At 69.1% G+C, this 24,835-nt stretch carries 21 protein-coding genes; 16 read left to right on the top strand and 5 right to left on the bottom strand.

The features are described 5' to 3' along the window. Window positions 1-8 precede the first annotated feature (8 nt). Genes ACHWVH_RS19090 through ACHWVH_RS19065 form a run of 6 tightly spaced genes read left to right on the top strand, consistent with a single transcriptional unit; the run spans window position 9 to window position 7,761 of the window. Window positions 9-2,003 (top strand): methyl-accepting chemotaxis protein, encoded by a 1,995-nt coding sequence (locus ACHWVH_RS19090; RefSeq protein WP_295923953.1) that lies wholly within the window; start codon window positions 9-11, stop codon window positions 2,001-2,003. A 37-nt stretch (window positions 2,004-2,040) separates the two neighbouring features. Continuing rightward, the gene (locus ACHWVH_RS19085) at window positions 2,041-3,969 is read left to right on the top strand and encodes a methyl-accepting chemotaxis protein (protein WP_267117451.1); all 1,929 of its coding nucleotides are present in this window, start codon (window positions 2,041-2,043) and stop codon (window positions 3,967-3,969) included. A 9-nt stretch (window positions 3,970-3,978) separates the two neighbouring features. Further along, window positions 3,979-4,512, top strand: coding sequence for a chemotaxis protein CheW (locus tag ACHWVH_RS19080; RefSeq protein ID WP_026143817.1), 534 nt, complete (start codon window positions 3,979-3,981; stop codon window positions 4,510-4,512). 49 nt (window positions 4,513-4,561) lie between these two features. Next, a complete protein-coding gene (locus ACHWVH_RS19075; RefSeq protein WP_152237930.1) occupies window positions 4,562-5,833 on the top strand; it encodes an EAL domain-containing protein in 1,272 nt (423 codons plus the stop codon). A 16-nt stretch (window positions 5,834-5,849) separates the two neighbouring features. Beyond that, window positions 5,850-6,656: a protein-glutamate O-methyltransferase CheR gene (locus tag ACHWVH_RS19070; RefSeq protein ID WP_267086608.1), complete on the top strand. Its 807-nt coding sequence runs from the start codon at window positions 5,850-5,852 to the stop codon at window positions 6,654-6,656. Between the two features lie 28 nt (window positions 6,657-6,684). Next, entirely contained in the window at window positions 6,685-7,761 is a 1,077-nt protein-coding gene (locus ACHWVH_RS19065; protein WP_017909387.1) for a chemotaxis response regulator protein-glutamate methylesterase, read from the top strand. Between the two features lie 198 nt (window positions 7,762-7,959). On the opposite strand, the gene ACHWVH_RS19060 is transcribed toward ACHWVH_RS19065, so the two are convergent. Next, window positions 7,960-8,778 (bottom strand): AraC family transcriptional regulator, encoded by an 819-nt coding sequence (locus ACHWVH_RS19060; RefSeq protein WP_017913264.1) that lies wholly within the window; start codon window positions 8,776-8,778, stop codon window positions 7,960-7,962. Between the two features lie 188 nt (window positions 8,779-8,966). Between ACHWVH_RS19060 and ACHWVH_RS19055 the strand changes: the two genes are divergently transcribed. From ACHWVH_RS19055 to ACHWVH_RS19045, 3 genes are all read left to right on the top strand, one after another. Then, window positions 8,967-10,370: an MFS transporter gene (locus tag ACHWVH_RS19055; protein WP_394687772.1), complete on the top strand. Its 1,404-nt coding sequence runs from the start codon at window positions 8,967-8,969 to the stop codon at window positions 10,368-10,370. 29 nt (window positions 10,371-10,399) lie between these two features. After that, complete coding sequence (locus ACHWVH_RS19050) at window positions 10,400-12,385, top strand: glycoside hydrolase family 127 protein (protein ID WP_394687771.1); 1,986 nt, start codon at window positions 10,400-10,402, stop codon at window positions 12,383-12,385. A 216-nt stretch (window positions 12,386-12,601) separates the two neighbouring features. Beyond that, window positions 12,602-13,324, top strand: a complete 723-nt coding sequence (locus tag ACHWVH_RS19045; protein ID WP_295923967.1) for a 4'-phosphopantetheinyl transferase — start codon at window positions 12,602-12,604, stop codon at window positions 13,322-13,324. A 133-nt stretch (window positions 13,325-13,457) separates the two neighbouring features. On the opposite strand, the gene ACHWVH_RS19040 is transcribed toward ACHWVH_RS19045, so the two are convergent. Next, window positions 13,458-13,706, bottom strand: a complete 249-nt coding sequence (locus ACHWVH_RS19040) for an SHOCT domain-containing protein (protein ID WP_267115207.1) — start codon at window positions 13,704-13,706, stop codon at window positions 13,458-13,460. Between the two features lie 36 nt (window positions 13,707-13,742). After that, window positions 13,743-14,492, bottom strand: a complete 750-nt coding sequence (gene gpmA / locus ACHWVH_RS19035; RefSeq protein ID WP_010342084.1) for a 2,3-diphosphoglycerate-dependent phosphoglycerate mutase — start codon at window positions 14,490-14,492, stop codon at window positions 13,743-13,745. 238 nt (window positions 14,493-14,730) lie between these two features. Between gpmA and nfi the strand changes: the two genes are divergently transcribed. The 3 genes from nfi to ACHWVH_RS19020 all read left to right on the top strand — a co-directional run bounded on the left by nfi (window position 14,731) and on the right by ACHWVH_RS19020 (window position 17,456). Continuing rightward, entirely contained in the window at window positions 14,731-15,438 is a 708-nt protein-coding gene (gene nfi, locus ACHWVH_RS19030; protein ID WP_394687770.1) for a deoxyribonuclease V, read from the top strand. 332 nt (window positions 15,439-15,770) lie between these two features. Next, on the top strand, window positions 15,771-16,640 hold the full coding sequence (locus ACHWVH_RS19025; protein ID WP_017909379.1) for a pirin family protein: 870 nt from the start codon (window positions 15,771-15,773) through the stop codon (window positions 16,638-16,640). A 348-nt stretch (window positions 16,641-16,988) separates the two neighbouring features. After that, window positions 16,989-17,456 carry a hypothetical protein gene (locus ACHWVH_RS19020; RefSeq protein ID WP_017917461.1) on the top strand — a complete coding sequence of 156 codons (468 nt, stop codon included), beginning with the start codon at window positions 16,989-16,991 and terminating at the stop codon, window positions 17,454-17,456. 141 nt (window positions 17,457-17,597) lie between these two features. Here the strand turns inward: ACHWVH_RS19020 and ACHWVH_RS19015 are convergent, their stop codons facing one another. Beyond that, the gene (locus tag ACHWVH_RS19015) at window positions 17,598-18,458 is read right to left on the bottom strand and encodes a pirin family protein (protein WP_043095685.1); all 861 of its coding nucleotides are present in this window, start codon (window positions 18,456-18,458) and stop codon (window positions 17,598-17,600) included. A gap of 663 nt (window positions 18,459-19,121) precedes the next feature. Here ACHWVH_RS19015 and ACHWVH_RS19010 point away from each other — a divergent pair. Together ACHWVH_RS19010 and ACHWVH_RS19005 are read left to right on the top strand one after the other, a co-directional pair. After that, the gene (locus ACHWVH_RS19010; RefSeq protein WP_394687769.1) at window positions 19,122-21,203 is read left to right on the top strand and encodes a carbon starvation CstA family protein; all 2,082 of its coding nucleotides are present in this window, start codon (window positions 19,122-19,124) and stop codon (window positions 21,201-21,203) included. Beyond that, window positions 21,203-21,427 carry a YbdD/YjiX family protein gene (locus ACHWVH_RS19005; protein ID WP_017909376.1) on the top strand — a complete coding sequence of 75 codons (225 nt, stop codon included), beginning with the start codon at window positions 21,203-21,205 and terminating at the stop codon, window positions 21,425-21,427. Before ACHWVH_RS19010 ends, ACHWVH_RS19005 begins: the two co-directional genes overlap by 1 nt. Before the next feature lie 261 nt (window positions 21,428-21,688). Here ACHWVH_RS19005 and ACHWVH_RS19000 read toward each other — a convergent pair whose 3' ends face one another. Continuing rightward, on the bottom strand, window positions 21,689-22,375 hold the full coding sequence (locus tag ACHWVH_RS19000; protein WP_295923978.1) for an HAD-IA family hydrolase: 687 nt from the start codon (window positions 22,373-22,375) through the stop codon (window positions 21,689-21,691). Between the two features lie 350 nt (window positions 22,376-22,725). Here ACHWVH_RS19000 and ACHWVH_RS18995 point away from each other — a divergent pair, with 350 nt between their 5' ends. Together ACHWVH_RS18995 and ACHWVH_RS18990 are read left to right on the top strand one after the other, a co-directional pair. After that, window positions 22,726-23,493, top strand: a complete 768-nt coding sequence (locus ACHWVH_RS18995) for an ankyrin repeat domain-containing protein (RefSeq protein ID WP_394687768.1) — start codon at window positions 22,726-22,728, stop codon at window positions 23,491-23,493. Window positions 23,494-23,527: 34 nt separating this feature from the next. After that, window positions 23,528-24,736 carry an XVIPCD domain-containing protein gene (locus ACHWVH_RS18990; RefSeq protein ID WP_295923986.1) on the top strand — a complete coding sequence of 403 codons (1,209 nt, stop codon included), beginning with the start codon at window positions 23,528-23,530 and terminating at the stop codon, window positions 24,734-24,736. Window positions 24,737-24,835 lie beyond the last annotated feature (99 nt).

Here is a 24,835-nt window from a genome sequence, read left to right as displayed (position 1 = left end):
ACCACGGCATGTCCAACTCTCTCTCGCTGTCCTCCAAGCTGTGGAGCGGCTCGGCCATCGCCATCGCGCTGCCATTGGCCGCCGCCGTGTGCGGGTTCGCCCTCGGCCTGCCCGCCGGGCAGACCCTGGCGCTGGGCATCGGCGCCACGGTGCTCGCCGCTGCGGTACTGGCCTATACCGTCCACGCCATCACCCGTTCGCTGCGGATCGCCACCACCACCCTGGCGCGCTTCGCCACCGGCAACTTCGAGGTGGTGATGCCGACGGTGCGCAACGACCAGGCCTGCGAGGTGCTGCTGGCACTGCGCCAGGTGCAGACCGGCGTGCGTCAGATCAACGACGAGATCGTGCGCATGTCGCGCGAGCACGATGCCGGCGACATCGACGTGGTGATCGAGAGCCATCGCTTCGAGGGCGAGTTCAAGGTCATCGCCGAAGGCGTCAACCGCATGGTCGGCGACCACATCGCCACCAAGAAGAAGGCGCTGGCCTGCGTGGCCGAGTTCGGTCGCGGCAATTTCGATGCGCCGCTGGAGACGCTGCCGGGCAAGAAGGTCTTCATCAACGAGATCATCGAGCAGGTGCGGCGCAACATGCAGGGGCTGATCGCGCAGATGAAGCACATGTCCGCGCAGCACGACGCCGGCGACATCGACGTGGTGATCGAGAGCCACCGCTTCGAAGGCGATTTCCGCAGCATGGCCGACGGCATCAACCGCATGGTCGGCGACCACATCGCCACCAAGAAGAAGGCGATGGCCTGCATCGCCGAATTCGGCCGCGGCAACTTCGACGCGCCGTTGGAAGCCCTCCCGGGCAAGAAGGCGTTCATCAACGACACGATCGAGCAGGTGCGTTCCAACCTGCGCGCGCTGATCCGCGACACCAGCCTGCTGGTCGATGCCGCCGCGGCCGGCCGTCTTGACGTGCGTGCCGACGGCAGCCTGCACCATGGCGACTTCCGCCGCATCGTCGACGGCGTCAACCTGACCCTGGACACGGTGATCGGCCCGCTGAACGAAGCCGGCGCCGTGCTCAAGGCGATCGAGGCCGGCGACCTGACCCGGCTGGCGGACGTGCAGTGCCAGGGCCAGCTGAAGGAACTGTGCGACAGCATCAACGCCACCGTCGCGCGCCTGGCGCAGGTGGTCGGCGAGGTGAACATCAATGCCGAAGCACTGGCCAGCGCCTCCGAGCAGGTCAGCGCCACGGCGCAGTCGCTGAGCCAGGCGGCCAGCGAACAGGCCGCCGGCGTGGAGGAGACCAGCGCCTCGCTGGAGCAGATGACCGCGTCCATCGCACAGAACACCGAGAACGCCAAGGTCACCGACGGCATGGCGGCCAAGGCCGCGCGCGAAGCCAACGAAGGCGGCGATGCGGTGCGCTCGACGGTGACCGCGATGAAGCAGATCGCGCAGAAGATCGGCATCATCGACGACATCGCCTACCAGACCAACCTGCTGGCGCTGAACGCGGCGATCGAGGCCGCGCGCGCGGGCGAGCACGGCAAGGGCTTTGCGGTCGTCGCCGCGGAAGTGCGCAAGCTGGCCGAGCGCAGCCAGGTGGCCGCGCAGGAAATCGGCCAGGTCGCCGAGTCCAGCGTGGAACTGGCCGAGGACGCCGGCAAGCTGCTGGAGCAGATGGTGCCGTCGATCCGCCGCACCTCGGACCTGGTGCAGGAGATCACCGCCGCCTCCGAGGAACAGACCTCCGGCGTCGGCCAGATCAACGCCGCCGTCGGCCAGCTCAACCAGACCACCCAGCAGGCCGCAGCCAACTCCGAGGAGCTGGCCGCCACGGCCGAGGAAATGAGCGGGCAGGCCGAGCAGTTGCAGCAGTTGATGAGTTTCTTCCGTACCAACCAGGTCGTGGCGCCGCGGCGTCCGAAGACAGTCACCGTCGGTCCGTCCCGCAGGGCGGCGCCGGCGCGCAAGCGTGGGTTCGGCGAGGTCGGCCTGGCACTGGTGTCGGGGCCGGACGAAGCCCATTTCGATACGTTCTGACATCCACTTTCACGACATCACATCCAGGGGGATCACGATGTTCCAGCACATGAAGATCGGCACGCGCATCGGCATCGGCTTCGGCCTAGTGTTGCTGCTGCTGTTGGGGACCGGCATTTTCGCCACGATGCAGATGGCCAGGATCAACGGCTCGTCCACGGAGCTCGCCACCAACTGGATGCCCAGCGTGCGCAACGTCGAGGAGATGAGCGCGAACTTCAACAAGCTGCGTCTGCTCGAGTTGCAGCGGGTCGTCGCCACCAGTCCAGCCGAGATGCAGGATTACGACACGCGCATGCTCAAGACACTGGAGGCGTTCGAGAACAACAGGAAGACCTATGTCCCGCTGATCTCCTCGCCCGAGGAGCAGGCGCTGTACACGGATTTCGCCAAGAACTTCGATCGCTACACGGAGCTGCACAAGCAGTTGCTGGCGCTGGCGGCGCAGGGAAAAACGCAGGAGGCGATGACCGCACTGAACGGCGAGCAGCGGCAGATCTTCCGCAGCACCGCCGACGCGATCGACAAGCTGGTGGACCTGAACGTCAAGGGCGGCCAGGATGCCAGCGACCGCGGCGACGAACTCTATGCGTCCGCGCGCTCACTGATCATCGCGACCATCGTGGCGGCGGTGCTGCTGGGCGCGGTCGTGGCGTTCTTCATCGTGCGCATCCTCACCCGCCTGCTGGGCGGCGAGCCGGCCTATGTGGCCGAGATCGCCAACAAGGTGGCGCAGGGCGACCTCAACCTGGAGGTGGCGGTGCGCGCCAACGACAGCGGCAGCGCGCTGTATGCGATGCGGACCATGGTCGAGCGGCTGAAGCTGGTGATCGACGGCCAGCGCCGTGTGGTCGCGGCGGCCAACCGCGGCGACTTCTCCGAACGGATCGCGTTGGATGGCCTGGCCGGGTTCCAGCGTGAGATGGGCCAGGGCCTGAACGATCTGGCGACCACGACCGGCGGCAGCATCCAGGACGTGGTGCGGGTGATGGGCGGCCTGGCCGAGGGCGACCTGACCCAGAGCATCGACAAGCACTACGACGGCGCCTACGCCGAAATGAAGAACTACATCAACGACACCATCGCCCGCCTGTCGCAGGTGGTCAGCGAGGTCAACGGCAATGCCGAATCGCTGGCCAGCGCGTCGGAAGAGGTCAGCGCCACCGCGCAGTCGCTGAGCCAGGCGGCCAGCGAGCAGGCCGCCGGCGTCGAAGAGACCAGCGCCTCGCTGGAGCAGATGACCGCGTCGATCTCGCAGAACACCGAAAACGCCAAGATCACCGACGGCATGGCCAGCAAGGCCTCCAGCCAGGCGCTGGACGGCGGCGAATCGGTGCGGGCGACCGTGCAGGCGATGAAGCAGATCGCGCAGAAGATCGGCATCATCGACGACATCGCCTACCAGACCAACCTGCTGGCGCTGAACGCGGCGATCGAGGCCGCGCGTGCCGGCGAGCACGGCAAGGGCTTTGCGGTGGTCGCCGCGGAAGTGCGCAAGCTGGCCGAACGCAGCCAGATCGCGGCGCAGGAGATCGGCGACGTCGCCAGCTCCAGCGTGGAACTGGCCGAGAACGCCGGCAAGCTGCTGGACGAGATGGTGCCGTCGATCAAGCGCACCTCCGACCTGGTGCAGGAGATCACCGCCGCCTCCGAGGAGCAGACCTCCGGCGTCGGTCAGATCAATGCCGCGGTCGGCCAACTCAACCAGACCACCCAGCAGGCCGCGTCCAACTCCGAGGAGCTGGCCGCCACGGCCGAGGAGATGAGCGCGCAGGCCGAACAGCTGCAGCAGCTGATGAGCTTCTTCAAGGTGCAGGGCGCCCCGCCGGCCAGGACCGCGGCGCGACGTCCCGGCGCCGGGCGCGGCCGCAACGGGCAGGCCGGCCCCAAGCCGATCGCGCGCGTCGCCAACGGCCAGCTGGTCCTGGCGGATTCGCTCGACGAAGCCCACTTCGAAACCTTCTGAGACATGGCCATGAACGCTCCCGCTTCGCTCTCACCCTCCGACGCCGGCGACCTGGCCACGGACCAGTTCCTGACCTTCCTGCTCGGCAAGGAAATGTTCGGCGTCGGCATCCTCGGCATCAAGGAGATCATCGAGTACCGCACGCCGACCGACGTGCCGATGATGCCGCCCGCGTTGCGCGGGGTGATCAACCTGCGTGGCGCCGTGGTGCCGGTGGTGGACCTGCAGCAACGCTTCGGCCGCGCGCCCAGCGAGATCAGCAAGCGCACCTGCATCGTCATCATCGAGGTGGCCAGCGGCGAGGAACGCCAGGTGCTGGGCCTGCTGGTGGACGCGGTCAGCGAGGTGCTGGAGATCGCCACCGCCGACATCGCGCCGCCGCCGGCCTTCGGGACCGGCATCCGCCGCGATTTCATCCACGGCATGGGCAAGGTCGGCGAGCGCTTCGTGATCCTGCTCGCCGCCGATGCGGTGCTGGCGCCCCAGGAGTTCGCCAGCATGACCGCGCTCGACGCCCACCTGGAAGAAGGCATCGCCGCCTGAGCGGCCGTTGCCACTTAGCGCCCCTCCCTTTCCTCGAAACGGATTTCGCATGCCCACGTCCCCCGACACCGCCGCCCTGCACCACTTCGGCACGGTCCTGGTGGTCGACGACAGCCAGGTCCAGCGCGAACATGCGCTGGCCCTGTGCCAGCGCATGGGGGCGGTGGCGGTGGAAGGCGCGGCCGACGGCCATGCCGCGCTGGCACGGGTAACCCAGGGGCCGCCGCTGGGGCTGTTGATCGTGGATCTGGAAATGCCCGGCATGGACGGCGTGCAATTGCTCGACGCACTGGCCCGCTGCAGCGTGCGCGTGCCGATCGTGGTCGCCTCGCAGCGCGGCGCGGCCCTGATCGACTCGGTGCTGCAGGTCGGGCGCAGCAACGGCCTGCAGGTGCTGGCGGGACTGGAGAAGCCGCTGCGCGCCGCCCAGCTCGCGGCCGCGGTGCGCGCCCACGCGCCGAGCGCACCGGCACCACGTGACGACGCCGAGGCGCCCGGCGAGGCGACCATGGCGGCGATGCTGCGCGAGGCACTGCAACGCGGCGAGATCGAGGTGGCCTATCAGCCCAAGGTGGACATGCGCAGCGGCCGGGTCGGCGGCGTGGAAGCGCTGGCGCGCTGGCGCCATCCCAGCGCCGGGCCGATCGCGCCGGACCGCTTCATCGCTGTGGCCGAGCGCGAAGGCCTGATCCACGCGCTCACCGCCTGCGTCGCCGACCAGGCGATGGCACGGCTGGCGGCGTGGAAACAGGACGGGTTCCAGCTGACCCTGGCGTTGAACCTGTCGCCGAGCATGCTGCAGGACCCGAACCTACTCGACGAACTGCTCGGGCTGCTGCGCCAGCATGGGCTGGCGCCGTCGGACCTGGTGCTGGAAATCACCGAAAGCTCGCTGGTCTGCGGCAGCGCACTGGGCATGCTGGCACGGCTGCGGCTGCAGGGCTTCGGCCTGTCGCTGGACGACTACGGCACCGGCTTCTCCTCGCTACAGCAGCTCACCCGCATCCCCTTCACCGAACTGAAGATCGACCGCATCTTCGTCCACGACGCGCACCGCAGCCGCAACCTGCGCACGGTCCTCGAATCGGCGCTGGGCATGGCCCAGCGGCTGGGCCTGAGCACCGTCGCCGAGGGCATCGAAACGGTGGAGGACTGGACCCTGCTGCAGGAGCTGGGCTGCGACTTCGGCCAGGGCTACCTGCTGGCGCGCCCGTTGGGGGGCGGCGCGCTGCACGCCTGGCTGCTGGAGCACCAGCGCCTGCTGCAGGAACACGGCCCCACCGGCAACGCCAGCGTCCCCGCTCCCGCCCCTCCCCACTGACCGACCGGCCATGACCATGACCAGCCACGACACCATCACCGAGCAGGAATTCGGCCGGTTCCAGCGCTTCATCTTCGACGCCGCCGGCATCACCATCTCGCCGGCCAAGAAGGCCATGCTGTGCGGACGCCTGGGCAAGCGCCTGAAGGCGCATTCGCTGCAGACCTACACCCAGTACCTCAAGCTGCTGGAAAGCCGCGAGGGCAGCGGCGAGGTGCAGACCGCGATCGACCTGCTGACCACCAACGAAACCTATTTCTTCCGCGAACCCAAGCACTTCGACCTGCTGCGCAGCATCGCCGCCGCGCACACCGGCGGTACGCCGTTCCGTTGCTGGAGCGCGGCCAGTTCCAGCGGCGAGGAGGCCTACAGCATGGCCATGGTGCTGGACGATACCCTGCAGGGCCGCCCCTACGAGGTGGTCGGCACCGACATCAGCACGCGCGTGCTGGCCAAGGCGCGGACCGGCCATTATCCACTGCTGCGCATCGAGCACATGCCGCCGGCCATGCTCAAGCGCTACTGCCTCAAGGGCCGCGGCGAGTACGAGGGCAGCATGCTGATCGACCGCAAGATCCGCGACCATGTGCGCTTCCTGCACGCCAACCTCAACGCGACGCTGCCCAACCTGGGCCAGTTCGACGTGGTGTTCCTGCGCAACGTGATGATCTACTTCAACGGCCAGACCAAGCGCGAAGTGGTGGCGCGGGTGCTCGGCACGCTCAAGCGCGGCGGCATCTTCTGCATCGGCCACTCCGAAAGCCTCAACGACGTCAACGGCGACGTGGTGCAGATCGCGCCGTCGGTGTACCGCAAGCCATGAACCACGACGTCCCAGGAGGGAACCCCGCATGACCACGATCAAGGCCATGGTGATCGACGATTCGGCGGTGGTGCGCCAGGTGCTGGTCGCCGTGCTCAACGACGCGCCCGGCATCGAGGTCATCGCCGCCGCGGCCGACCCGCTGCTGGCGATGGACAAGATGCGCCAGCAGTGGCCGGACGTGATCGTGCTGGACGTGGAGATGCCGAAGATGGACGGCATCACCTTCCTGCGCAAGATCATGAGCGAACGCCCCACTCCGGTGGTGATCTGCTCCACGCTCACCGAGAAGGGCGCGCGGGTGACCATGGACGCGCTGGCCGCCGGCGCGGTGGCGGTGGTGACCAAGCCCAAGCTCGGCCTGAAGCAATTCCTCACCGACTCGGCCGAGGAAATGATCGCCACGGTGAAGAGCGCCGCGCGCGCCAACGTCAAGCGCCTGTCGGCGCGGCCGGCCGTGGCGCCGGCGGAGCCGGAGATCAAGCACACCGCCGACGTGATCCTGCCCGCACAGGGCGGCCGCGCGCTGTCGCAGACCACCGAACGGGTGGTGGCGATCGGCACCTCCACCGGCGGCACCCAGGCGCTGGAGGAAGTGCTGACCGCGCTGCCGCGGGTCAGCCCCGGCATCGTCATCGTCCAGCACATGCCGGAGAAATTCACCGCCGCCTTCGCCGCGCGCCTGGACACGCTGTGCCAGATCTCGGTGAAGGAAGCGGCCAACAACGACCGCGTGGTGCCGGGACGCGCGCTGATCGCGCCGGGCGGCAAGCACATGCTGCTGCGGCGCAGCGGCGCGCAGTACTTCGTCGAAGTGCTGGACGGGCCGCCGGTGAACCGGCACCGGCCGTCGGTGGACGTGCTGTTCCGCTCCGCCGCGCGCGCCGCCGGCGGCAACGCGCTGGGCATCATCATGACCGGCATGGGCGACGACGGGGCGGTCGGCCTGCTGGAGATGCGCCAGGCCGGCGCACGCACCGTGGCCCAGGACGAACAGAGCAGCGTGGTGTTCGGCATGCCCAAGGAAGCGATCAAGCGCGGCGGCGCGGAGAAGATCCTTCCGCTCAACGCGATGGCGCGCGAGATCGGCCAGCAGCTGAGCTAGCCCAGCCGGCCGCCGCACCACCCTGCCGCAGGAGCCGCTGCAGCCGCGACGAAGCATTCCCATGAATGTCGGTCGCGGCTGAAGCCGCTCATGCAAACGCGGGCAGCCAAGCCCTGTCCCTGCCACACACCTTGCAGCGCGCAGCGGCGCAAGCAGGTTCGCGGCAAGCGGCGACGCACATGCGCCCGCAATCCCCCCTCAACCCGAATTGATGTGCTCCTTGCAGTACAGCCGCCGATACGCACTGGGGGTCATGCCCAGGCGCTGGCGGAACACGCGGCGGAAGTAGCCGCTGTCGCTGAAGCCGGCGCGCTGCGCCACGTCGTCCACCGCGCAGGTGTTGACCAGCAACAGCTTCTCGGCGAAGGCGATGCGCTGGCGGTGGATCGCCTCGGTCAGCGTGGTGCCGAAGCTGCGCCGGTAGATGCGGCCCAGATAATCCGGATTGCAGTGCAGTTGCGCGGCCAGCGACGAGGCGGTGAGCGCGGTGTGGAACTGGGTGCCGATCAGTTGCTTGGCACGGTACGCCAGCGCCACCCCGGCGCGTTCGGAATCGTGCGGATCCGGCCAGGCGCCGGCCACGCATTGCAGCATCGACAGCACGATCGGCTCCAGCATCGGCAGCGTGCGCCGTTCCTCCTGCTCGGCCAGGAACCAGCGGAACAGGCCGACGAAGCGATCCGGATCGCGGATCGCAGTGCGCTGCGGCATCGACAGCGCCACCGCGTTGTCCGCCTGCGCCGCGCCCGGTTCCAGTTCGAAATGCACCCAATAGAACCGCAGGTCGTCCGGGAACTGGCCCAGGCCGGCGTGCGCGCGGCCGGGCCACAGCAACAGCGTCTCGCCGGGGCCGACGTGGAAGTCGTTGTCCTGTTCGCGAATCGAGAGGATGCCGCGCTCGACGAAGATCAGCTCGTAGGACTGGATCACCCGCGCCGGATGCGCACCCACGCCGCGGGAAATGAACAGGCCTCCGTTCTGGACCCGGATCGGATAGGCGACGGCGAACTCGAGCATGTCGGAAACGTCTCCCCTTGCCTGCGCGACGCTGCACTGCAGCATTCGAATGAACGATGCCGCGCAAGGACGCCGCGGCCGCCGTGGTCGGAATCGTACCGGTTTTATACCGCACAGACTCTTGTCGCGGGTGCGCCGCCATGCCACTTTGCGCTGGCGCCGGACCGGGCGCGCCAGGAGCCGTTACGTTGACCGCGACCGCCATCGGCCACGCCACCGCAGACGCCGCACCGGCCGCGACCACGCCGCGTCTGTCGCGTCTGGAGAAGTTCGGCTACGGCCTCGGCGATGCCGGCGGCACGGTGGTCACCTGCCTGATCGCCAACTTCCTCACCTTCTTCTACACCGACGTGTTCGGCCTGACCCCGGCGCTGGTCGGCACCCTGTTCACCGTGCTGCGCGTGGCCGACGCGGTGTCCGATCCGGTGATGGGCCTGATCGCCGATCGCACCCGCAGCCGCTGGGGCCGTTTCCGCGCCTGGCAACTGTGGGTCGCCGTGCCGATCGGCATCGCCTGCGTGCTGACCTTCAGCGCGCCGCAGCTGAGCGCCGGCGCCAAGATCGCCTACGCCTTCGCCAGCTATTTCCTGCTGTCGCTGTGCTACACCGCGATCAACGTGCCCTACTGCGCGCTGATCAACAGCATGACCGGCGACCACCGCGACGTGGTCTCGGCGCAATCCTGGCGCTTCGTGCTGTGCGGCATCGCCGGCTTCCTGGTGTCGGTCGGGTTGCCGTGGCTGGTGCGGGAGCTGGGCAACGGCGACGCCGCGCGCGGCTACCAGCTCGGCGTGGGCGTGCTGGCGGTGCTGGCGGTGGCGATGTTCCTGTGCTGCTTCTTCGCCGTGCGCGAACGCGTGCCGGTCAGCCTGCTCGGCGGCGCCGGCATCGGCGCACATCTGCGTGGCCTGCTGCAGAACGACCAGTTGCGGCTGGTGCTGCTGATGTCGTTCCTGCTGATCAACGTCTACAACATCCGCGGCGGCGCCTATCTGTACTTCATCACCTACGTGCTCGGCGGCAGCAGCGGCTACGCCTCGCTGTTCTTCGCGATGGTGGCGCTGGCCACGGTACTTGGCGCGATCGTGGTCAACGCGCTGTGCCGCCGCTTCGATCCGCTGGCGCTGTACCTGCACACCAACCTGGCGCTGGCCGCGTCCGGCGTGGCGCAGTGGTGGCTGCCGACCGGACCGGCGCAGCAGACGCTGTGGCTGGGGGTGATCTTCGTGCACTGCCTGGTGCTGGGCTTCGCGCTGCCGCTGCACTTCTCGCTGATGGCCTTCGCCGACGACTACGGCGCCTGGAAGAACCGGGTGCGTTCCTCGGGCATCAACTTCGCCTTCAACCTGTTCTGCATCAAGCTGGCCTGGGCCTCGAGCGCGGTGGTGATCAGCGCGCTGTTCGTCTACGCCGGCTACCGCGCCGGCGCCGCGCAGCAGAGTCCCGCCTCGCTGCAGGCCATCACCCTGCTGGAAACCCTGATCCCCGCCGGCCTGCATCTGCTGCTGGCCGCGGTGATCCTGCGCTGCCGGCTGCGCCGGCCGCTGCTGGCGAATATCGCCGCCGATCTGGCCGCACGCCCGGTGCACTGACCTTCCCCACTCTCCAGGATCTCCGCTCCATGCCGCATTCGCCCGTGCCGTCCCCGGAACTGCCGCTCGCCCACCTGCGTATCGCCGATCCGTTCTGGCAGCGCTACCAGCGCCTGGTGCAGGAGGTGGTGCTGCCCTACCAGTGGGACGCGCTCAACGACAACGTCGCCGATGCCGAACCCAGCCATGCCATCGAGAACTTCCGCATCGCCGCCGGCCGCAGCGACGGCGCGTTCTACGGCATGGTGTTCCAGGACAGCGACGTGGCCAAATGGCTGGAAGCGGTGGCCTACCTGCTCGCACAGCATCCCGATCCGGCGCTGGAGCGCGATGCCGACGCCACCATCGAGCTGATCGGGGCTGCGCAGCAGGCCGACGGCTACCTCAACACCTACTTCACGGTGAAGGCGCCGCAGGAACGCTGGACCAACCTGGCCGAGTGCCACGAGCTGTACTGCGCCGGGCACATGATCGAGGCCGGCGTGGCCTACTTCCAGGCCACCGGCAAACGCACCCTGCTCGACATCGTGTGCCGGCTCGCCGACCACATCGACGCCACCTTCGGCCCCGGCCCCACGCAGTTGCACGGCTACCCCGGGCATCCGCAGATCGAACTGGCACTGATGCGCCTGTATGAGGCCACCGGCGAGGCGCGCTACCTGGCACTGGCGCGCTACTTCGTCGAACAACGCGGCACCACGCCGCACTACTACGACGAGGAGTACGCCAAGCGCGGCCAGACCTTCTTCTGGGGCGGGCACGGCCCGGCCTGGATGATCCAGGACAAGGCCTACAGCCAGGCGCATCTGCCGGTGGCGCTGCAGGACACCGCGGTCGGCCATGCCGTGCGCTTCGTGTACCTGTACGCCGGCGTGGCGCACCTGGCCCGGCACAGCGGCGACGCCACCCTGCGCGCGGCCTGCGAGCGCCTGTGGGACAACGCCACCCAGCGACAGATGTACCTGACCGGCGCGATCGGTGCGCAGAGCTACGGCGAAGCCTTCAGCGTCGACTACGACCTGCCCAACGACACCGCCTACAACGAGAGCTGCGCCTCGATCGGGCTGATGATGTTCGCCAACCGCATGCTGCAGCTGGCGCCGGATGGCCGCTACGCCGACGTGATGGAGCGGGCGCTGTACAACACCGTGCTGGGCGGCATGGCCCTGGACGGGCGCCACTTCTTCTACGTCAACCCGCTGGAAGTGCACCCGCCCACCGTGCACGGCAACCACACTTTCGATCATGTGAAGCCCGTGCGCCAGCGCTGGTTCGGCTGCGCCTGCTGCCCGCCCAACATCGCCCGCGTGCTGACCTCGCTCGGCCACTACCTCTACACCCGCCGCGACGACACGCTGTACGTGAACCTCTATGTCGGCAGCGACGCGCGGTTCGAGGTCGGCGGGCAGACCCTGACCCTGCGCCAGCGCGGCGAATATCCGTGGCAGGACACGATCGCCTTCGAGGTGGAGTGCAGCGCCCCGGTGGAGGCGGCACTGGCGCTGCGCCTGCCCGACTGGTGCCAGGCGCCGCAGCTGCGGCTCAACGGCGAGCCGGTGGCGATCGATGCGCACCGCCAGCACGGCTACTGCGTGCTGCGCCGGCGCTGGCAGTCCGGCGACACCTTGCAGCTGCGCCTGCCGATGCCGCCGATGCGGGTCAGCGGGCACCCGCGCGTGCGCCACCTGGCCGGCAAGGTCGCGGTGCAACGCGGGCCGCTGGTGTACTGCCTGGAGCAGGCCGACAACGGCGCCGACCTGCATCAGCTGCGCCTGCCGGCCAACGCCACGCTGCAGGCCGTACCCGGCACCGGCGCGCTCGCCGGCCAGGTGCTGCTGCAAGCCACCGGCGAACGCCTGCATGGCGACGTCGACGCCGCGGCCGCACCGCTGTACCGCTACGATGCGCCGCCGCCGACGCGGCAGCCGCAGCCCCTGACCTTCGTGCCCTACTTCGCCTGGGCCAATCGCGGCGAGGGCGAAATGCGGGTGTGGGTGGACGCCAGCGACGGCTGAAGGCAACGCTGCGGAACGTCTGCTGTAAGAGCGGCTTCAGCCGCGACCGGCGTTACCGGGAACGCCGGTCGCGGCTGATCCCGCAGAAGGGGACAAGCGCCGTTCCTGCCGGACAAGCTGCATTCGGATGAATCCTTGCGGAAACAGGTCACCACAGCGATGCCTGCCTGCGCCCCACACGCGCCGCACGGCCAGCGCACGCTCTAAGCTAGGGCCATGAATGCCCTGGCCCTCGCCGCCCCGCCGTTCGCCCGCCTCGCTCTCGGCGCGCATCGCATCGCCGTGCCGGACGCCTGGCTGCTGCCGTTCGAGGTCGATGCCTTCGACAGCGACGATTTCCAGCGCCACCGCGTGCAGCAGCCGCCGTCGATCGCGCGCAGCGTGCGCAAGCGCCAGGCCGAGTACCTGGCCGGACGGCGCGCGGCGCTCGCCGCGCTGCGGGCGGCCGGCAGCACGGCCACCGACCTTCCGATCGGCCCCGACCGCGCGCCGCTCTGGCCAGAGGGTTTCCTCGGCAGCCTCTCGCATACCGACGGCGTGGCGGTCGCCATCGCCATGCCGACGTCCGCCGGAGCCAATGGCATCGGCCTGGATATCGAACGTGTGGTGGCCGCGGACCAGCTCGAGGCGATCCGCAGCATGGCCCTGAACGCCAGCGACTGTGACGCATTGGCTGCGCTCGCCCGCGTCTGCGGCTGGCCGTATGCGCTGACCCTGGGCTTCTCGGCGAAAGAGAGTTTCTACAAGGCCACCGCGGCGACCGTCGGCCGCTTCTTCGATTTCGACGCCTTGCGCATCGAAGGCTGCGACCCGGCCAGCGGCAGCGTGGAGACGCGGATCGCCACGCCGCTGGCGCCGGCCTTGCCGGCCGGACAAGCGCACCGTCTGCGCTGGGTGGACGTGCAGCCCGGGCTGTTGTTCACCAGCTGCGTCTGGTAAGGACATGCCGGGGTTAAGCCGTTGCCGCGCAGCTGCGGCAACGCGCGCTGCATGCAACACGCGGCGCGGCGTCGACACCGCACTTTCGCTTGGCAGGCCGCGAGAACGCGGCGCCTGCCGAGGCGTCACACACTCACAACGCGGCCAGGATCTGCTCGCGCCGGCGCGTGTACTCCGCCGCATCGATCAATCCCTGCGCCTTCAGCTGCTCCAGCGCGCGCAGGCGCTGCTCGACCGAGTCGACGGGAGGCAATGGCGGCGGCGCCGCGGCCGGCCGGCGCCGCTGGGCGCGGATCGCCAGCCACACCACCATGCCGACCAGCAGCGGCAAGGCGAGCACGACCAGCAGGATGAGCCAATGCCAGATACTGAATCCACCCATCGCGTTCTCCTGCCGGCCGCGTGCCGATCCTGGTGCTTACTTCGCCTTGCCCTGATTGGCCACCGCTTCGGCGGCCTTCTTGGCCGCTTCCGGGTCGCCCAGGTAGCGGTAGGACTGCACCTGCAGGCTGTCGTCCAGTTCGAACAGCAGCGGGATGCCGGTGGGAATGTTGAGTTCGAGAATTTCTTCGCGCGAGACGTCGTTCAAGTACTTGTACAGCGCGCGCAGCGAGTTGCCATGGGCGGTGACCAGCACGGTCTGCCCGGCCTTGAGCTGCGGCGCGATGGCGTCGTGCCAGTACGGCAGCACGCGCTCGAGCGTGGTCGCCAGCGATTCGGTGGCCGGCAGCGCGTTGCGGTCCAGGGTGGCATAGCGGCGGTCGTGCAGCGGATGGCCCGGATCCTCGGCGTCCATCGGCGGCGGCGGGATGTCGTAGGAGCGGCGCCAGATCTTGACCTGGTCCTCGCCGTGCTTGGCCGCGGTCTCGGCCTTGTCCAGGCCCTGCAGGCCGCCATAGTGGCGTTCGTTGAGACGCCAGCTCTTGTGCACCGGCAGCCAGTCCTGGTCCAGTTCCTTCAGCGCGCCCTGCAAGGTGTGGATGGCGCGCTTGAGCACCGAGGTATGCGCGACGTCGAACTGCAGCCCCTCCTCGCGCATCAGCCGGCCGGCGGCCACGGCTTCCTGGCGGCCCTGCTCGGTCAGGTCGACGTCGACCCAGCCGGTGAAGCGGTTATCCAGGTTCCACTGGCTCTGGCCATGGCGCAACAGTACGAGTTTGCGGGTCACTGCGACGGTCTCCGTTGGGGGATGCGTGGGTGGTGCGGCCCTGGATTGTAGCTCTTGGCTGGGAATGGGGAATCGGGAATGGGGAATCGTTGAAGCAGTTCCCGCGCGGCTCTGACCAGCAGGCGGCGCTTGGCTGTCCGGCTTGCTGGAGAACAAAGCCGTTGCGATTCCCCATTCCCCATTCCCGATTCCCAGCCTCTCCACACCCCAGCCACGAAGACGGCGCGATCATCCGCGCATGGACACTTCTTCGCACTCCGTATTCGGCGACTGGCACGGCAGCATCGTGCAGGCGCGCGCGCTGCAGGCGACGCTGGCGCGCCAGGTCAGCCTGCAGGACGAGGTGCCCGACCCGCCGCGCTGGCTGGCCGGCTTCGACGTCGGTTTCGAGGACGACGGCCAGGTCACCCGCGCCGCCGCGGTACTGCTCGACGCGCAGACCCTGCAGCCGCACCAGGCCGAGATCGCGCGCGTGCCCACCTCGATGGCCTACGTGCCCGGCCTGCTCAGCTTCCGCGAACTGCCGGCCTTGCTGGCTGCGCTGGGTCTGCTGCGGCAGCGGCCGGACCTGGTGTTCGTCGACGGCCAGGGCATCGCCCATCCGCGCCGGCTCGGCATCGCCGCGCACTTCGGCGTGGTCACCGGGCTGCCCAGCATCGGCGTGGCCAAGACCCTGCTGGCCGGCCGCTTCGAGGAGCCCGGCGCGCAGGCCGGCGACCACAGCCCCATCGTGCATCGCGGCGAGGTGGTGGGCTGGGCGCTGCGCAGCAAGCTGCGCTGCAATCCGCTGATCGTCTCGCCCGGCCATCGTGTGGCGGTGGACAGCGCGCTGCAGTGGACCCAGCGCTATCTGCGCGGCTACCGCCTGCCGGAACCGACCCGGCTGGCCGATCGGCTGGCCTCGCGCCGCGGCGAGGTGGCGATCGCCCAGCCGGGCTTGCTGTAGCCTCGGCATCCGCTGGCGCGACTGCGAAAGCGCACTCGCCGCATCCGCACTGTCGTGTCGCGTCCGAAACGGACGCGTTGGATTGAAACCACATGGCGTTGTCCCCACCGGCGTCGTCGATCGGTCGCCCCCGCCCGGGGGCGTGGATCCACGCAGTCGCCTGTCGCCTGCGTCGTGTCGCGATGCGCACCTGCGAACGCGCATCACCTGCGCAAGAGAGGCGCACACCAGGCGCCGCGGCACGCGGAACATTGCGTCTTGCGCCGCCGGCGTCCGTGCCACGCGTCCGCATGCGAAGCTTGCGCTCCGTTCCTGCCACCACGAGCGCCGGCATGCCCACCCTGATCGCCCCCCGCGTCCACGATATCGGCGGCTTCGAAGTGCGCCGCGCCGTCCCCAGCGTGCAGGCGCGCAGCGTCGGCCCCTTCGTCTTCATCGACCACATGGGCCCGGCGGTGTTCGAGCCGGGCCACGGCGTGGACGTGCGCCCGCATCCGCACATCGGCCTGGCCACGGTCACCTTCCTGTGGTCCGGCGAGATCGGCCACCGCGATTCGCTCGGCTCCGACCAGGTGATCCGCGCCGGCGACGTCAACTGGATGACCGCCGGCCGCGGCATCTCCCACTCCGAACGCACACCGACCACGCTGCGTGAGCATGCACATCCGCTGCACGGCATGCAGACCTGGGTGGCGCTGCCGAAATCGGCGGAAGAAACCGCACCGGCGTTCTACCACCATGCCGCGGCCAGCCTGCCGCAGCAGCGCCGCGACGGCGCGTGGCTGCGGGTGATCGCCGGCCGCGCCTACGGCGAGGAATCGCCGGTCACGGTGTTCGCCGACACCCTCAACGTGGCCCTGGACCTGGAGGCGGACGCCGAAATCGACCTGGACGCGCGGCACGTCGAGCGCTCGCTGTACATCCTCGAAGGCGAGGCGCAACTGGACGGCGTGGACATTCCGGCGCGGCACCTGGTCCTGCCCGAGCCCGGCGCGCGCGGGCGGTTGCGCGCAAAGACCCCGCTGAAGGCCATGCTGATGGGCGGGGAACCGCTGGATGGCCCGCGCCACCTCTGGTGGAACTTCGTCTCCAGTTCGGTGGAACGCATCGAGCAGGCCAAGCAGGATTGGCGCGAGGGCCGCTTCGGGACGATCCCCGGCGACGACCAGGAATTCATCCCGTTGCCCGAACCCGGCCGCTGAGCCGGCGGCAGGCCTGCATCGGGCCACCGCCCCCACACACGCGAAGCGCCACCGCCCTCGTCCCCCCGCGATCCGCGCCCGCAACCGCCTGATCGGCGCAGCCGCGCGGGTGCCGGCATGCCGTACCACGCGTACGGATGTTCCGGAATCCGCATCCCAATTGTCAGCGCGGCCATGCTGGGCTATGGTGCAGACGCGGCCGCGCACGCGTGACCGCACACGGGACACGCACTGCGTCGGGGGATGCACTGCCGGGATCCCGCACAGGATGGGCGCTCCCGCAGACGACGCCGCAGGCGTGCGTATGGATCGAACGCGTCGCATCGCGGCGTATGGGGAACATCGCGAATGAAGACACTCTTGCGCAAGGCGCTGCTGACCGCTGCGGCGGCGTTGCCCGCCGCTGCCGCCACCGCGCAGCAGGCACAGAACTGCCCACCGCTGCCGCCGCAGAGCAAACTGCAATGGAGCGAACGCAGCGACAAGGGCTTCATCGTCTGCCGCGCCAGCGACGCCGACGGACGTCAGGTGCTGGGCATGATGCTCACCGCGCGCGACCCGAACATTCCGCTGCAGCGCACGCTGCGCGAGGAAAAGGGCGCCATCGCCGGCGAGCAGGTGTACTGGTACCGGCCGGACCTCGGCGGTGCCGACCTGCCGGGCCTGGCCTCGCGCCGGATCGCGGTCGCGGAGCTGAAAAAGGGCCAGTTCGCCCAGGTGTGGATCGACGCCGCCGACACCCAGGAACTGCAGACCCTGCAGTCGCTGGTGCAGGGGCTGGACATGCGCCAGTCGAGCCTGGCGCTGGAGCGCTGAGGCGGCGCACTGCGCCATGCACTGCGGTCTCTCGTAGCAGCGGCTTCAGCCGCGACGGCGTTATTGGGAATGCCTGTCGCGGCTGAAGCCACTCCTACGAGGAAACAAACCCTCGCACCACATGCGGCGCGAAACGCGCCCTCAGAAGCGCCCTTCCTGGAAATCCACGAAGGCCTGCATCAGTTCCTGGCGCGTGTTCATCACGAACGGCCCATGCCGCGCCACCGGCTCGCGCAACGGTCGGCCGGCGACCAGGATCAGCCGCGCGCCCTGCGTGCCGGCCTGCACCTGCAGCAGGTCGCCGCCGCCGAGCACCGCCAGCGTCTGCGCCGGCAGCACGCGCGCCGCCTCGCCCTCGCCCAGTGCCGCCTCGCCCTCGAACATGTAGGCGAAGGCGTTGTGTCCGGACGGCAGCTCGAACGCCCAGCGCGTGCCGGCGTCCAGCGCGATGTCCAGATACAGCGGGTCGGTGGCCGGCTGCGCGATCGGGCCGTGCACCTCGCCGACCTGGCCGGCGATCACCTTGACCGTCACCCCCGGCGCCGGCTGCGCCACCGGGATGCGCTCGGGCGCGAATTCCTGGTAGCGCGGCGCGGTCATCTTGTCGCGCGCCGGCAGGTTCACCCACAACTGGAAGCCGCGCATGCGCCCGTGTTCCTGCTCCGGCATCTCCGAATGCACCAGGCCGCGGCCGGCGGTCATCCACTGCACGCTGCCCGGGGTCAGCAGGCCCTCGTTGCCGTGGTTGTCCTTGTGCCGCATGCGCCCGTCGAGCATGTAGGTGACGGTCTCGAAGCCACGGTGCGGATGGCTGGGGAAACCCCCGATGTAGTCCTCGGCCCGGTCGGTGCCGAACTCGTCGAGCAGCAGGAACGGATCCAGTTCGGGCAGCGCACCGCCGCCGATGACGCGGGTCAGCTTGACCCCATCGCCGTCGGCGGTGGCGTGGCCGCGAATGGCACGCAGGATGCGCGCGGGGGCGACGGTGGTGGAAGCGGTCATGGCGGACGATCTCCTGATGAGCTCCCTACTGTGGGTGCCGCCGCCACCGCGGCCAACCGCGACCGGCGCAACCCATCGTTCCATCGTCTGCGGCGACTGGTTCGCTTCTCCCACCGGGAGAAGGTGCCCCGTAGGGGCGGATGAGGGTGCGGGCGCAGCCTCGTGCGCAGGCTGGCTTCGCGAGGGCTGCGCCCCGGACCCTCACCCCAACCCCTCTCCCGAGGGAGAGGGGCTCATGCCTTTCCCTTCTCCCACCGGGAGAAGGTGCCCCGTAGGGGCGGATGAGGGTACGGGCGCAGCCTCGTGCGCAGGCTGGCTTCGCGAGGGCTGCGCCCCGGACCCTCACCCCAACCCCTCTCCCGAGGGGAGAGGGGCTCGCGCCTTTCCTTTCTCCCACCGGGAGAAGGTGCCCCGCAGGGGCGGATGAGGGTACGGGCGCAGCCTCGTGCACAGGCTGGGTTCGCCAGGGCTTCGCCCCCGTACCCTCACCCCAACCCCTCTCCCGGGGGGAGAGGGGCTCGCGCGCTGCGCCGTCCGTCCCCGCCACACCGTTCGTCACAAGGACTGTCTACGACCAAAGTACTAGCCCCTCGGCCCTCCCCGCCATTGACCCCCCAGGCCATCGGGGCGACCCTTGCGGCAATCTCCAGGGGAGCGTTCTGCATGAAAGGGTTTTCCAAGCTGGCCTGGGCCGCACTCGCCATCCTGGCGGCTTTCTGCCTCGGCACCATCGCCCTGCGCCGCGGCGAACACATCAATGCGCTGTGGATCGTGGTGGCCGCGGTGTCGATCTACCTGATCGCCTACCGCTTCTACAGCCGGTTCATCGCCGACAAGGTGATGCAGCTCGACCCCACCCGGGCCACGCCGGCGGTGCTCAACAACGACGGCCTGGACTACGTGCCGACCAACAAGCACGTGCTGTTCGGCCACCATTTCGCCGCCATCGCCGGCGCCGGGCCGCTGGTCGGGCCGGTGCTGGCCGCGCAGATGGGTTACCTGCCCGGCCTGCTGTGGCTGGTGGTCGGCGTGGTGGTCGCCGGTGCGGTGCAGGACTTCATGGTGCTGTTCCTGTCCAGCCGCCGCAACGGCCGCTCGCTCGGCGACCTGGTGCGCGAGGAAATGGGCCAGGTGCCCGGCACCATCGCCCTGTTCGGCGCGTTCCTGATCATGATCATCATCCTGGCGGTGCTGGCGATGGTGGTGGTCAAGGCGCTGGCGGAAAGCCCCTGGGGCATGTTCACGGTGATCGCGACCATGCCCATCGCGATCCTGATGGGCGTGTACATGCGCTACATCCGCCCCGGCAAGATCGGCGAGATTTCGGTGGTCGGGCTGATCCTGCTGCTGGCGGCGATCTGGTTCGGCGGCAAGGTCGCCGCCGATCCGACCTGGGGCCCGGCCTTCACCTTCACCGGCACGCAGATCACCTGGATGCTGATCGGCTACGGCTTCGTCGCCTCGGTGCTGCCGGTGTGGCTGCTGCTGGCCCCGCGCGACTACCTGTCCACCTTCCTCAAGATCGGCACCATCATTGCGCTGGCGATCGGTATCCTGGTGGTGATGCCGGAGCTGAAGATGCCGGCGCTGACCCAGTTCGCCGCCAGCGGCGACGGCCCGGTGTGGAAGGGCGGCCTGTTCCCGTTCCTGTTCATCACCATCGCCTGCGGCGCTGTGTCCGGCTTCCATGCGCTGATCTCCTCGGGCACCACGCCCAAGCTGCTCGCCAACGAGTCGCACATGCGCTACATCGGCTACGGCGGCATGCTGATGGAATCGTTCGTGGCGGTGATGGCGCTGGTGGCGGCCTCGATCATCGACCCGGGCGTGTACTTCGCGATGAACAGCCCGGCCGCGGTGATCGGCGCCGACGTCGCCGCCGCCGCACACCACATCAGCACCACCTGGGGCTTCGCCATCACCCCGGAGCAACTCACCGCCACCGCGGCGGCGATCGGCGAACCCACCATTCTGCATCGCGCCGGCGGCGCGCCGACGCTGGCGGTGGGCATCGCGCAGATCCTGCACCAGGCCATCCCCAACAGCAGCGACGCGATGATGGCCTTCTGGTACCACTTCGCGATCCTGTTCGAGGCGCTGTTCATCCTCACCGCGGTGGACGCCGGCACCCGCGCCGGCCGCTTCATGCTGCAGGACCTGCTCGGCAACTTCGTGCCGGCGCTGAAGAAGACCGAGTCGTGGACCGCCAACATCATCGGCACCGCCGGCTGCGTGGCGCTGTGGGGCTACCTGCTGTACACCGGCGTGGTCGATCCGTTCGGCGGCATCCAGACGCTGTGGCCGCTGTTCGGCATCTCCAACCAGATGCTGGCCGGCATCGCGCTGATGCTGGGCACGGTGGTGCTGTTCAAGATGAAGCGCGACCGCTACGCGTGGGTGACCGCGGTGCCGGCGGTGTGGCTACTGATCTGCACCACCTATGCCGGGCTCATCAAGATCTTCGACCGCAACCCGTCGCAGGGCTTCCTGGCGCAGGCGCACAAGTTCCAGGACGCCATCGCCAGCGGCACCGTCACCGCACCGGCCAAGTCGGTGGCGCAGATGCAGCAGATCGTCACCAACGCCTACGTCAACACCGGGCTGACCGCGCTGTTCCTGTGCGTGGTGTTCGCGGTGCTGATCTATGCGGTGAAGACCATTCTTGCCGCGCGCCGCAACCCTCAGCGCAGCGACCGCGAGACCGCGTACGTGGCCTTGCAGCCGCACCAGATGGCGGACCTGTAATGGCCGGCGCCCTGGTCCCGGTCGGGCAGTACCAGGCGCACCGCCGGCTATGGCGGCGCCTGGTGCAGACCGCGCGGCTGTGCTGCGGCATTCCCGACTACGACAACTACGTGCGGCACATGCTGGAAAAGCACCCGGACCGCGAGCCGATGGACTACAAGACCTTCTTCCGCGAGCGCCAGGAGGCGCGGTATGGCGGCAAGAGCGGGTTTCGCTGTTGTTGAAAGGCCGGGATTGGGGAATCGGGATTGGGGATTGGTGGCGGGCGCCTGAAGGTATTCGGCGAACGCGGCGGTGATCGTGACGAAACTGCGGCGATGCTTGCAATGGGCATCGCCGCTTGGCTGTTGTAGGAACGGCTTCAGCCGCGACGCGTTACCGACAAGGCATCGCGGCTAAAGCCGCTCTTACGGAGAAGCACGCGGATGCCATGCACTCGCGGCGCCGCTCCCATTCCCGAATCCCGATTCCCCAATCCCGGCTCTTCATGCCGCCGCGGCGCGCACCAGTTCCGCATAGGTCCGCGGCAACTCGCGCATGTGTTCCATCACCGCGGCCACGCCGAGCTGGCGCAGGGTCGCGGCATGGCCGGCGGGGATGTGTGCGGCGCCGGTGAAACCGATCACGGTCATGCCCGCGGCCAGCGCGGCGCTGGCGCCGGTGGCGCTGTCCTCGATCACCAGGCAGCGTTCCGGCGCCACCTCCAGCGTGCGCGCCGCCAGCAGATACACGTCCGGCGCGGGCTTGGGCCGCGCCACCATGTCGGCGCTGAAGATGCGTTCACCGACACGCTCATGCAGGCCGGCGCGCGCCACCGAGGCGACCACGCTCTCGCGCATGCTGTTGGAGGCGACCGCCAGCGGCAGCGGCAACGCCAGCAAGGCCTCGCGCACGCCGTCGATCGGCTGCACCTCGGCGGCAATCAGCACCTCCGAGCGTGTGCGGATCTCCTGGTACAGGCCCGGCGGCAGCGCCAGCGCGTACTGCCGTTGCACGCGCTGCACGATTTCCTGTGCGGTGAGGCCGAAGCTGCCCGCGAGAAAGCGTTCCAGTTCGGCCCGCGGCACATAGGCGCCCAGCGCGTCGAGCATCACCCGGTCGGCCAGCACTTCGCTGTCGACGAGCACGCCGTCGCAATCGCTGATCAACAGGTCGAAGGGGGTCGCCGTCATCGCGCGCTCCTTTGGGAAAACGTCCATTATGCCGCTGCGCACATGTCCCTCGCCTGTGCGGCGCCTGCAGTCGCGGCAGCGCGGCCAATCCCATGCGCACGCGCTGCATGCCCCTGCGGCGCTGCCTGTCCGCCCTGCCCGCTCGCGGCAGCAATCGCATCTCGGCAATATCCCGGCCGCCAAGCGTTTGTTTCCGGTTAAACGACGGACCGCCTGGCGGGACGCCACCAGAGATTCGCAGACCGCGTCACAAAACTGGCACAACACCACTGCGGTCCGCTGCTAGCATCGGCAGCGGCGCCAGGACGTGCGCCGTCATCCCAGGACCGCGAACAGGAAAGGAGCCTTGCATGCGTACGCCCGTCCCCGCCCTGATCGCACTCGCGACCTCGCTGTTCTTCTCGGTCAGTTGCGCCGCACAGTCCGGCGCCAAGGAGCATTCCGCCATGTCAGCCTCGCTGCAGGATCATTCTGTCGCGTTCCGCGACCCCGCACTCGCCGACATCGCCGCCGCCATCGCGCGCGGCGACGTCGCCCGCATCGCCGCCCTGGCGCCCAGCACGGACCTGTCCGCGCACGGCGACCAGAACGTCACCCTGCTCGAATGGGCCATCTGGAACGAACAGCCGCGCGCGCTGGCGGCGCTGCTCGACGCCGGTGCCGACCCGTCGCTGCCGGGCATGGATCAGGAAACCGTGGTGCACATGGCCGCCATGGCCAAGGATCCGCAATACCTGGAGATCCTGCTGCAGCACGGCGCCCCGGTCGACCCGGTGAGCGCGCGTGCGAACTGGACGCCGCTGTTCCGCGCCGTGCAGAGCAAGCGCGACGCGCAGATCGAGATGCTGCTCAAGGCCGGCGCCGACCCGAAACGGGTCGACGCCACAGGCAACTCGTTGCTGCACCTGGCCGCGCAGAGCAGCGCCGGCAATCCCTGGGTGCCCAAGCTGCTGCAGGCCGGGGTCGATCCGAGCCTGCGCAACGCCCAGGGCAAGACCTTCCAGGCGTACTTCTTCAACACGCCCGAGCGCCTGCTCAACGCCAACGCGCAGCAGGTCCGCAACGACGTGCGCGCCTGGCTGAGCGCCCACGCCATCCCGTTGGAAGCGAGCCGCTGACGCGGTCGGTCGCCACATTCGCACGGAGCCGCGCATGAACCAGAACGAGCTTTCCCCGTCCGATCCGTCCACCTCCTTCTCCGACGCCGTCCGCGGCCAGCAGCCGCAGGCCGTGGACCGGCAACTGCCGCCGCTGCTTCAGGACCTCTACCACACCGCGGCCGAACGCCGCGCCGGCGGCGCCGAGACCTTCGCCGCGCTGCCCGACAGCTGGTCGCGCATGGACGACGCCGCGCTGCAGCGCGCCGGCATCGATCCCAGCCTGCAGCACGACGCCAAGAGCGGCTTCGATGCCGCGTTCTACCGCAACCCGCAGGGCAACGTGGTGCTGGGCTTCTGCGGCACCGACGAACTGAAGGACTGGAAACACAACCTCGGCCAGGGCCTGGGCTTTTCCGACTCACAGTACGCCTCGGCGATCCAGCTCGGCAGCCAGGCCAAGCAGGCCTTCGGCGACAACCTGCTGATCTCCGGGCACTCGCTGGGCGGCGGCCTGGCCGCGGCCTCGTCGATGGTCAACGACGTGCCGGCGGTGACCTTCAACGCCGCCGGGGTCAACAACAAGACGCTCGAGCGCGAAGGGCTGGATGCCGACGCGGCCAAGGCCTATGCCGCCGACGGGCTGATCCGCGGCTATCACGTCAAGAACGAACTGCTGACCTACCTGCAGGAAGACAACCTGCTGACCCGCGGCCTGATGCCCGACGCCGCCGGCCACCAGATCCAGCTGCCGGAACCGGACCCGCTGTCGTTCGGCCAGCGCCTGATCCCCGGGATGATGCTCAAGCATCGCCTGGACCTGCACGGCATCGACTCGGTGATGAAGGCCGAGGACCTGGCGCAGAACCAGAGCCAGGGTCAGGTCCAGAGCCAGGGGCAATCGGGTTCGCTGTCGACCGGCAGCCGCCTGTTCAACGACGCGGTGGTGCAGTTGGACGGCCAGCGCGACCGGCTCGGCCTGCACGACGACGCGGCCTTCCTCAACACCGCCGCCAGCGTCGCCGCGCGCGCCGGCCAGGACGGCCTGCAGCGCATCGACCAGGTGCTGCCCAGCCGCGATGGCGACCGACTGTTCGCGGTCCAGGGGCAACCGGAGAACCCGGCGCACCTGCGCAGCCAGGTCCAGACCGCGGCCGCGGCCCACGAGCCGTCGCAGGCCAACGTCGGCCAGTTGCAGCAGCAGAACCTGCAGGCGCCGCCGCAGCAGCAGGAAGAACGGCAGCGCAGCGTGGCGATGCAGTAGTCGCCGCCACGGGCTCGGTCATGGCAGGCGTCCGCGAGGACGCCTGCCGAATCAGACCAGGACGGCGAAGCGACAGGCATGCTGCGAGCCAAGGTCATC

The organism is uncultured Xanthomonas sp. (genome assembly GCF_964278005.1).
GTDB lineage: Bacteria > Pseudomonadota > Gammaproteobacteria > Xanthomonadales > Xanthomonadaceae > Xanthomonas_A > Xanthomonas_A sontii.
Note: the sequence above shows the minus strand (reverse complement) of the source record. Positions and strands in the feature narration are given on the sequence as shown.

Excerpts from the sequence above, each read along its gene's own strand:
- ACHWVH_RS19050 (WP_394687771.1), top strand. The coding sequence starts at position 10,400 with ATGCCGCATTCGCCCGTGCCGTCCCCGGAACTGCCGCTCGCCCACCTG.
- ACHWVH_RS19025 (WP_017909379.1), top strand. The coding sequence starts at position 15,771 with ATGCCCACCCTGATCGCCCCCCGCGTCCACGATATCGGCGGCTTCGAA.
- ACHWVH_RS19080 (WP_026143817.1), top strand. The coding sequence starts at position 3,979 with ATGAACGCTCCCGCTTCGCTCTCACCCTCCGACGCCGGCGACCTGGCC.
- ACHWVH_RS19065 (WP_017909387.1), top strand. The coding sequence starts at position 6,685 with ATGACCACGATCAAGGCCATGGTGATCGACGATTCGGCGGTGGTGCGC.
- ACHWVH_RS19005 (WP_017909376.1), top strand. The coding sequence starts at position 21,203 with ATGGCCGGCGCCCTGGTCCCGGTCGGGCAGTACCAGGCGCACCGCCGG.
- ACHWVH_RS19070 (WP_267086608.1), top strand. The coding sequence starts at position 5,850 with ATGACCAGCCACGACACCATCACCGAGCAGGAATTCGGCCGGTTCCAG.
- ACHWVH_RS19090 (WP_295923953.1), top strand. The coding sequence starts at position 9 with ATGTCCAACTCTCTCTCGCTGTCCTCCAAGCTGTGGAGCGGCTCGGCC.
- ACHWVH_RS19045 (WP_295923967.1), top strand. The coding sequence starts at position 12,602 with ATGAATGCCCTGGCCCTCGCCGCCCCGCCGTTCGCCCGCCTCGCTCTC.
- ACHWVH_RS18995 (WP_394687768.1), top strand. The coding sequence starts at position 22,726 with ATGCGTACGCCCGTCCCCGCCCTGATCGCACTCGCGACCTCGCTGTTC.
- ACHWVH_RS19020 (WP_017917461.1), top strand. The coding sequence starts at position 16,989 with ATGAAGACACTCTTGCGCAAGGCGCTGCTGACCGCTGCGGCGGCGTTG.
- ACHWVH_RS19085 (WP_267117451.1), top strand. The coding sequence starts at position 2,041 with ATGTTCCAGCACATGAAGATCGGCACGCGCATCGGCATCGGCTTCGGC.
- nfi (WP_394687770.1), top strand. The coding sequence starts at position 14,731 with ATGGACACTTCTTCGCACTCCGTATTCGGCGACTGGCACGGCAGCATC.
- ACHWVH_RS19000 (WP_295923978.1), bottom strand. The coding sequence starts at position 22,375 with ATGACGGCGACCCCCTTCGACCTGTTGATCAGCGATTGCGACGGCGTG.
- ACHWVH_RS19010 (WP_394687769.1), top strand. The coding sequence starts at position 19,122 with ATGAAAGGGTTTTCCAAGCTGGCCTGGGCCGCACTCGCCATCCTGGCG.
- ACHWVH_RS18990 (WP_295923986.1), top strand. The coding sequence starts at position 23,528 with ATGAACCAGAACGAGCTTTCCCCGTCCGATCCGTCCACCTCCTTCTCC.
- ACHWVH_RS19040 (WP_267115207.1), bottom strand. The coding sequence starts at position 13,706 with ATGGGTGGATTCAGTATCTGGCATTGGCTCATCCTGCTGGTCGTGCTC.
- ACHWVH_RS19015 (WP_043095685.1), bottom strand. The coding sequence starts at position 18,458 with ATGACCGCTTCCACCACCGTCGCCCCCGCGCGCATCCTGCGTGCCATT.
- ACHWVH_RS19075 (WP_152237930.1), top strand. The coding sequence starts at position 4,562 with ATGCCCACGTCCCCCGACACCGCCGCCCTGCACCACTTCGGCACGGTC.
- ACHWVH_RS19060 (WP_017913264.1), bottom strand. The coding sequence starts at position 8,778 with ATGCTCGAGTTCGCCGTCGCCTATCCGATCCGGGTCCAGAACGGAGGC.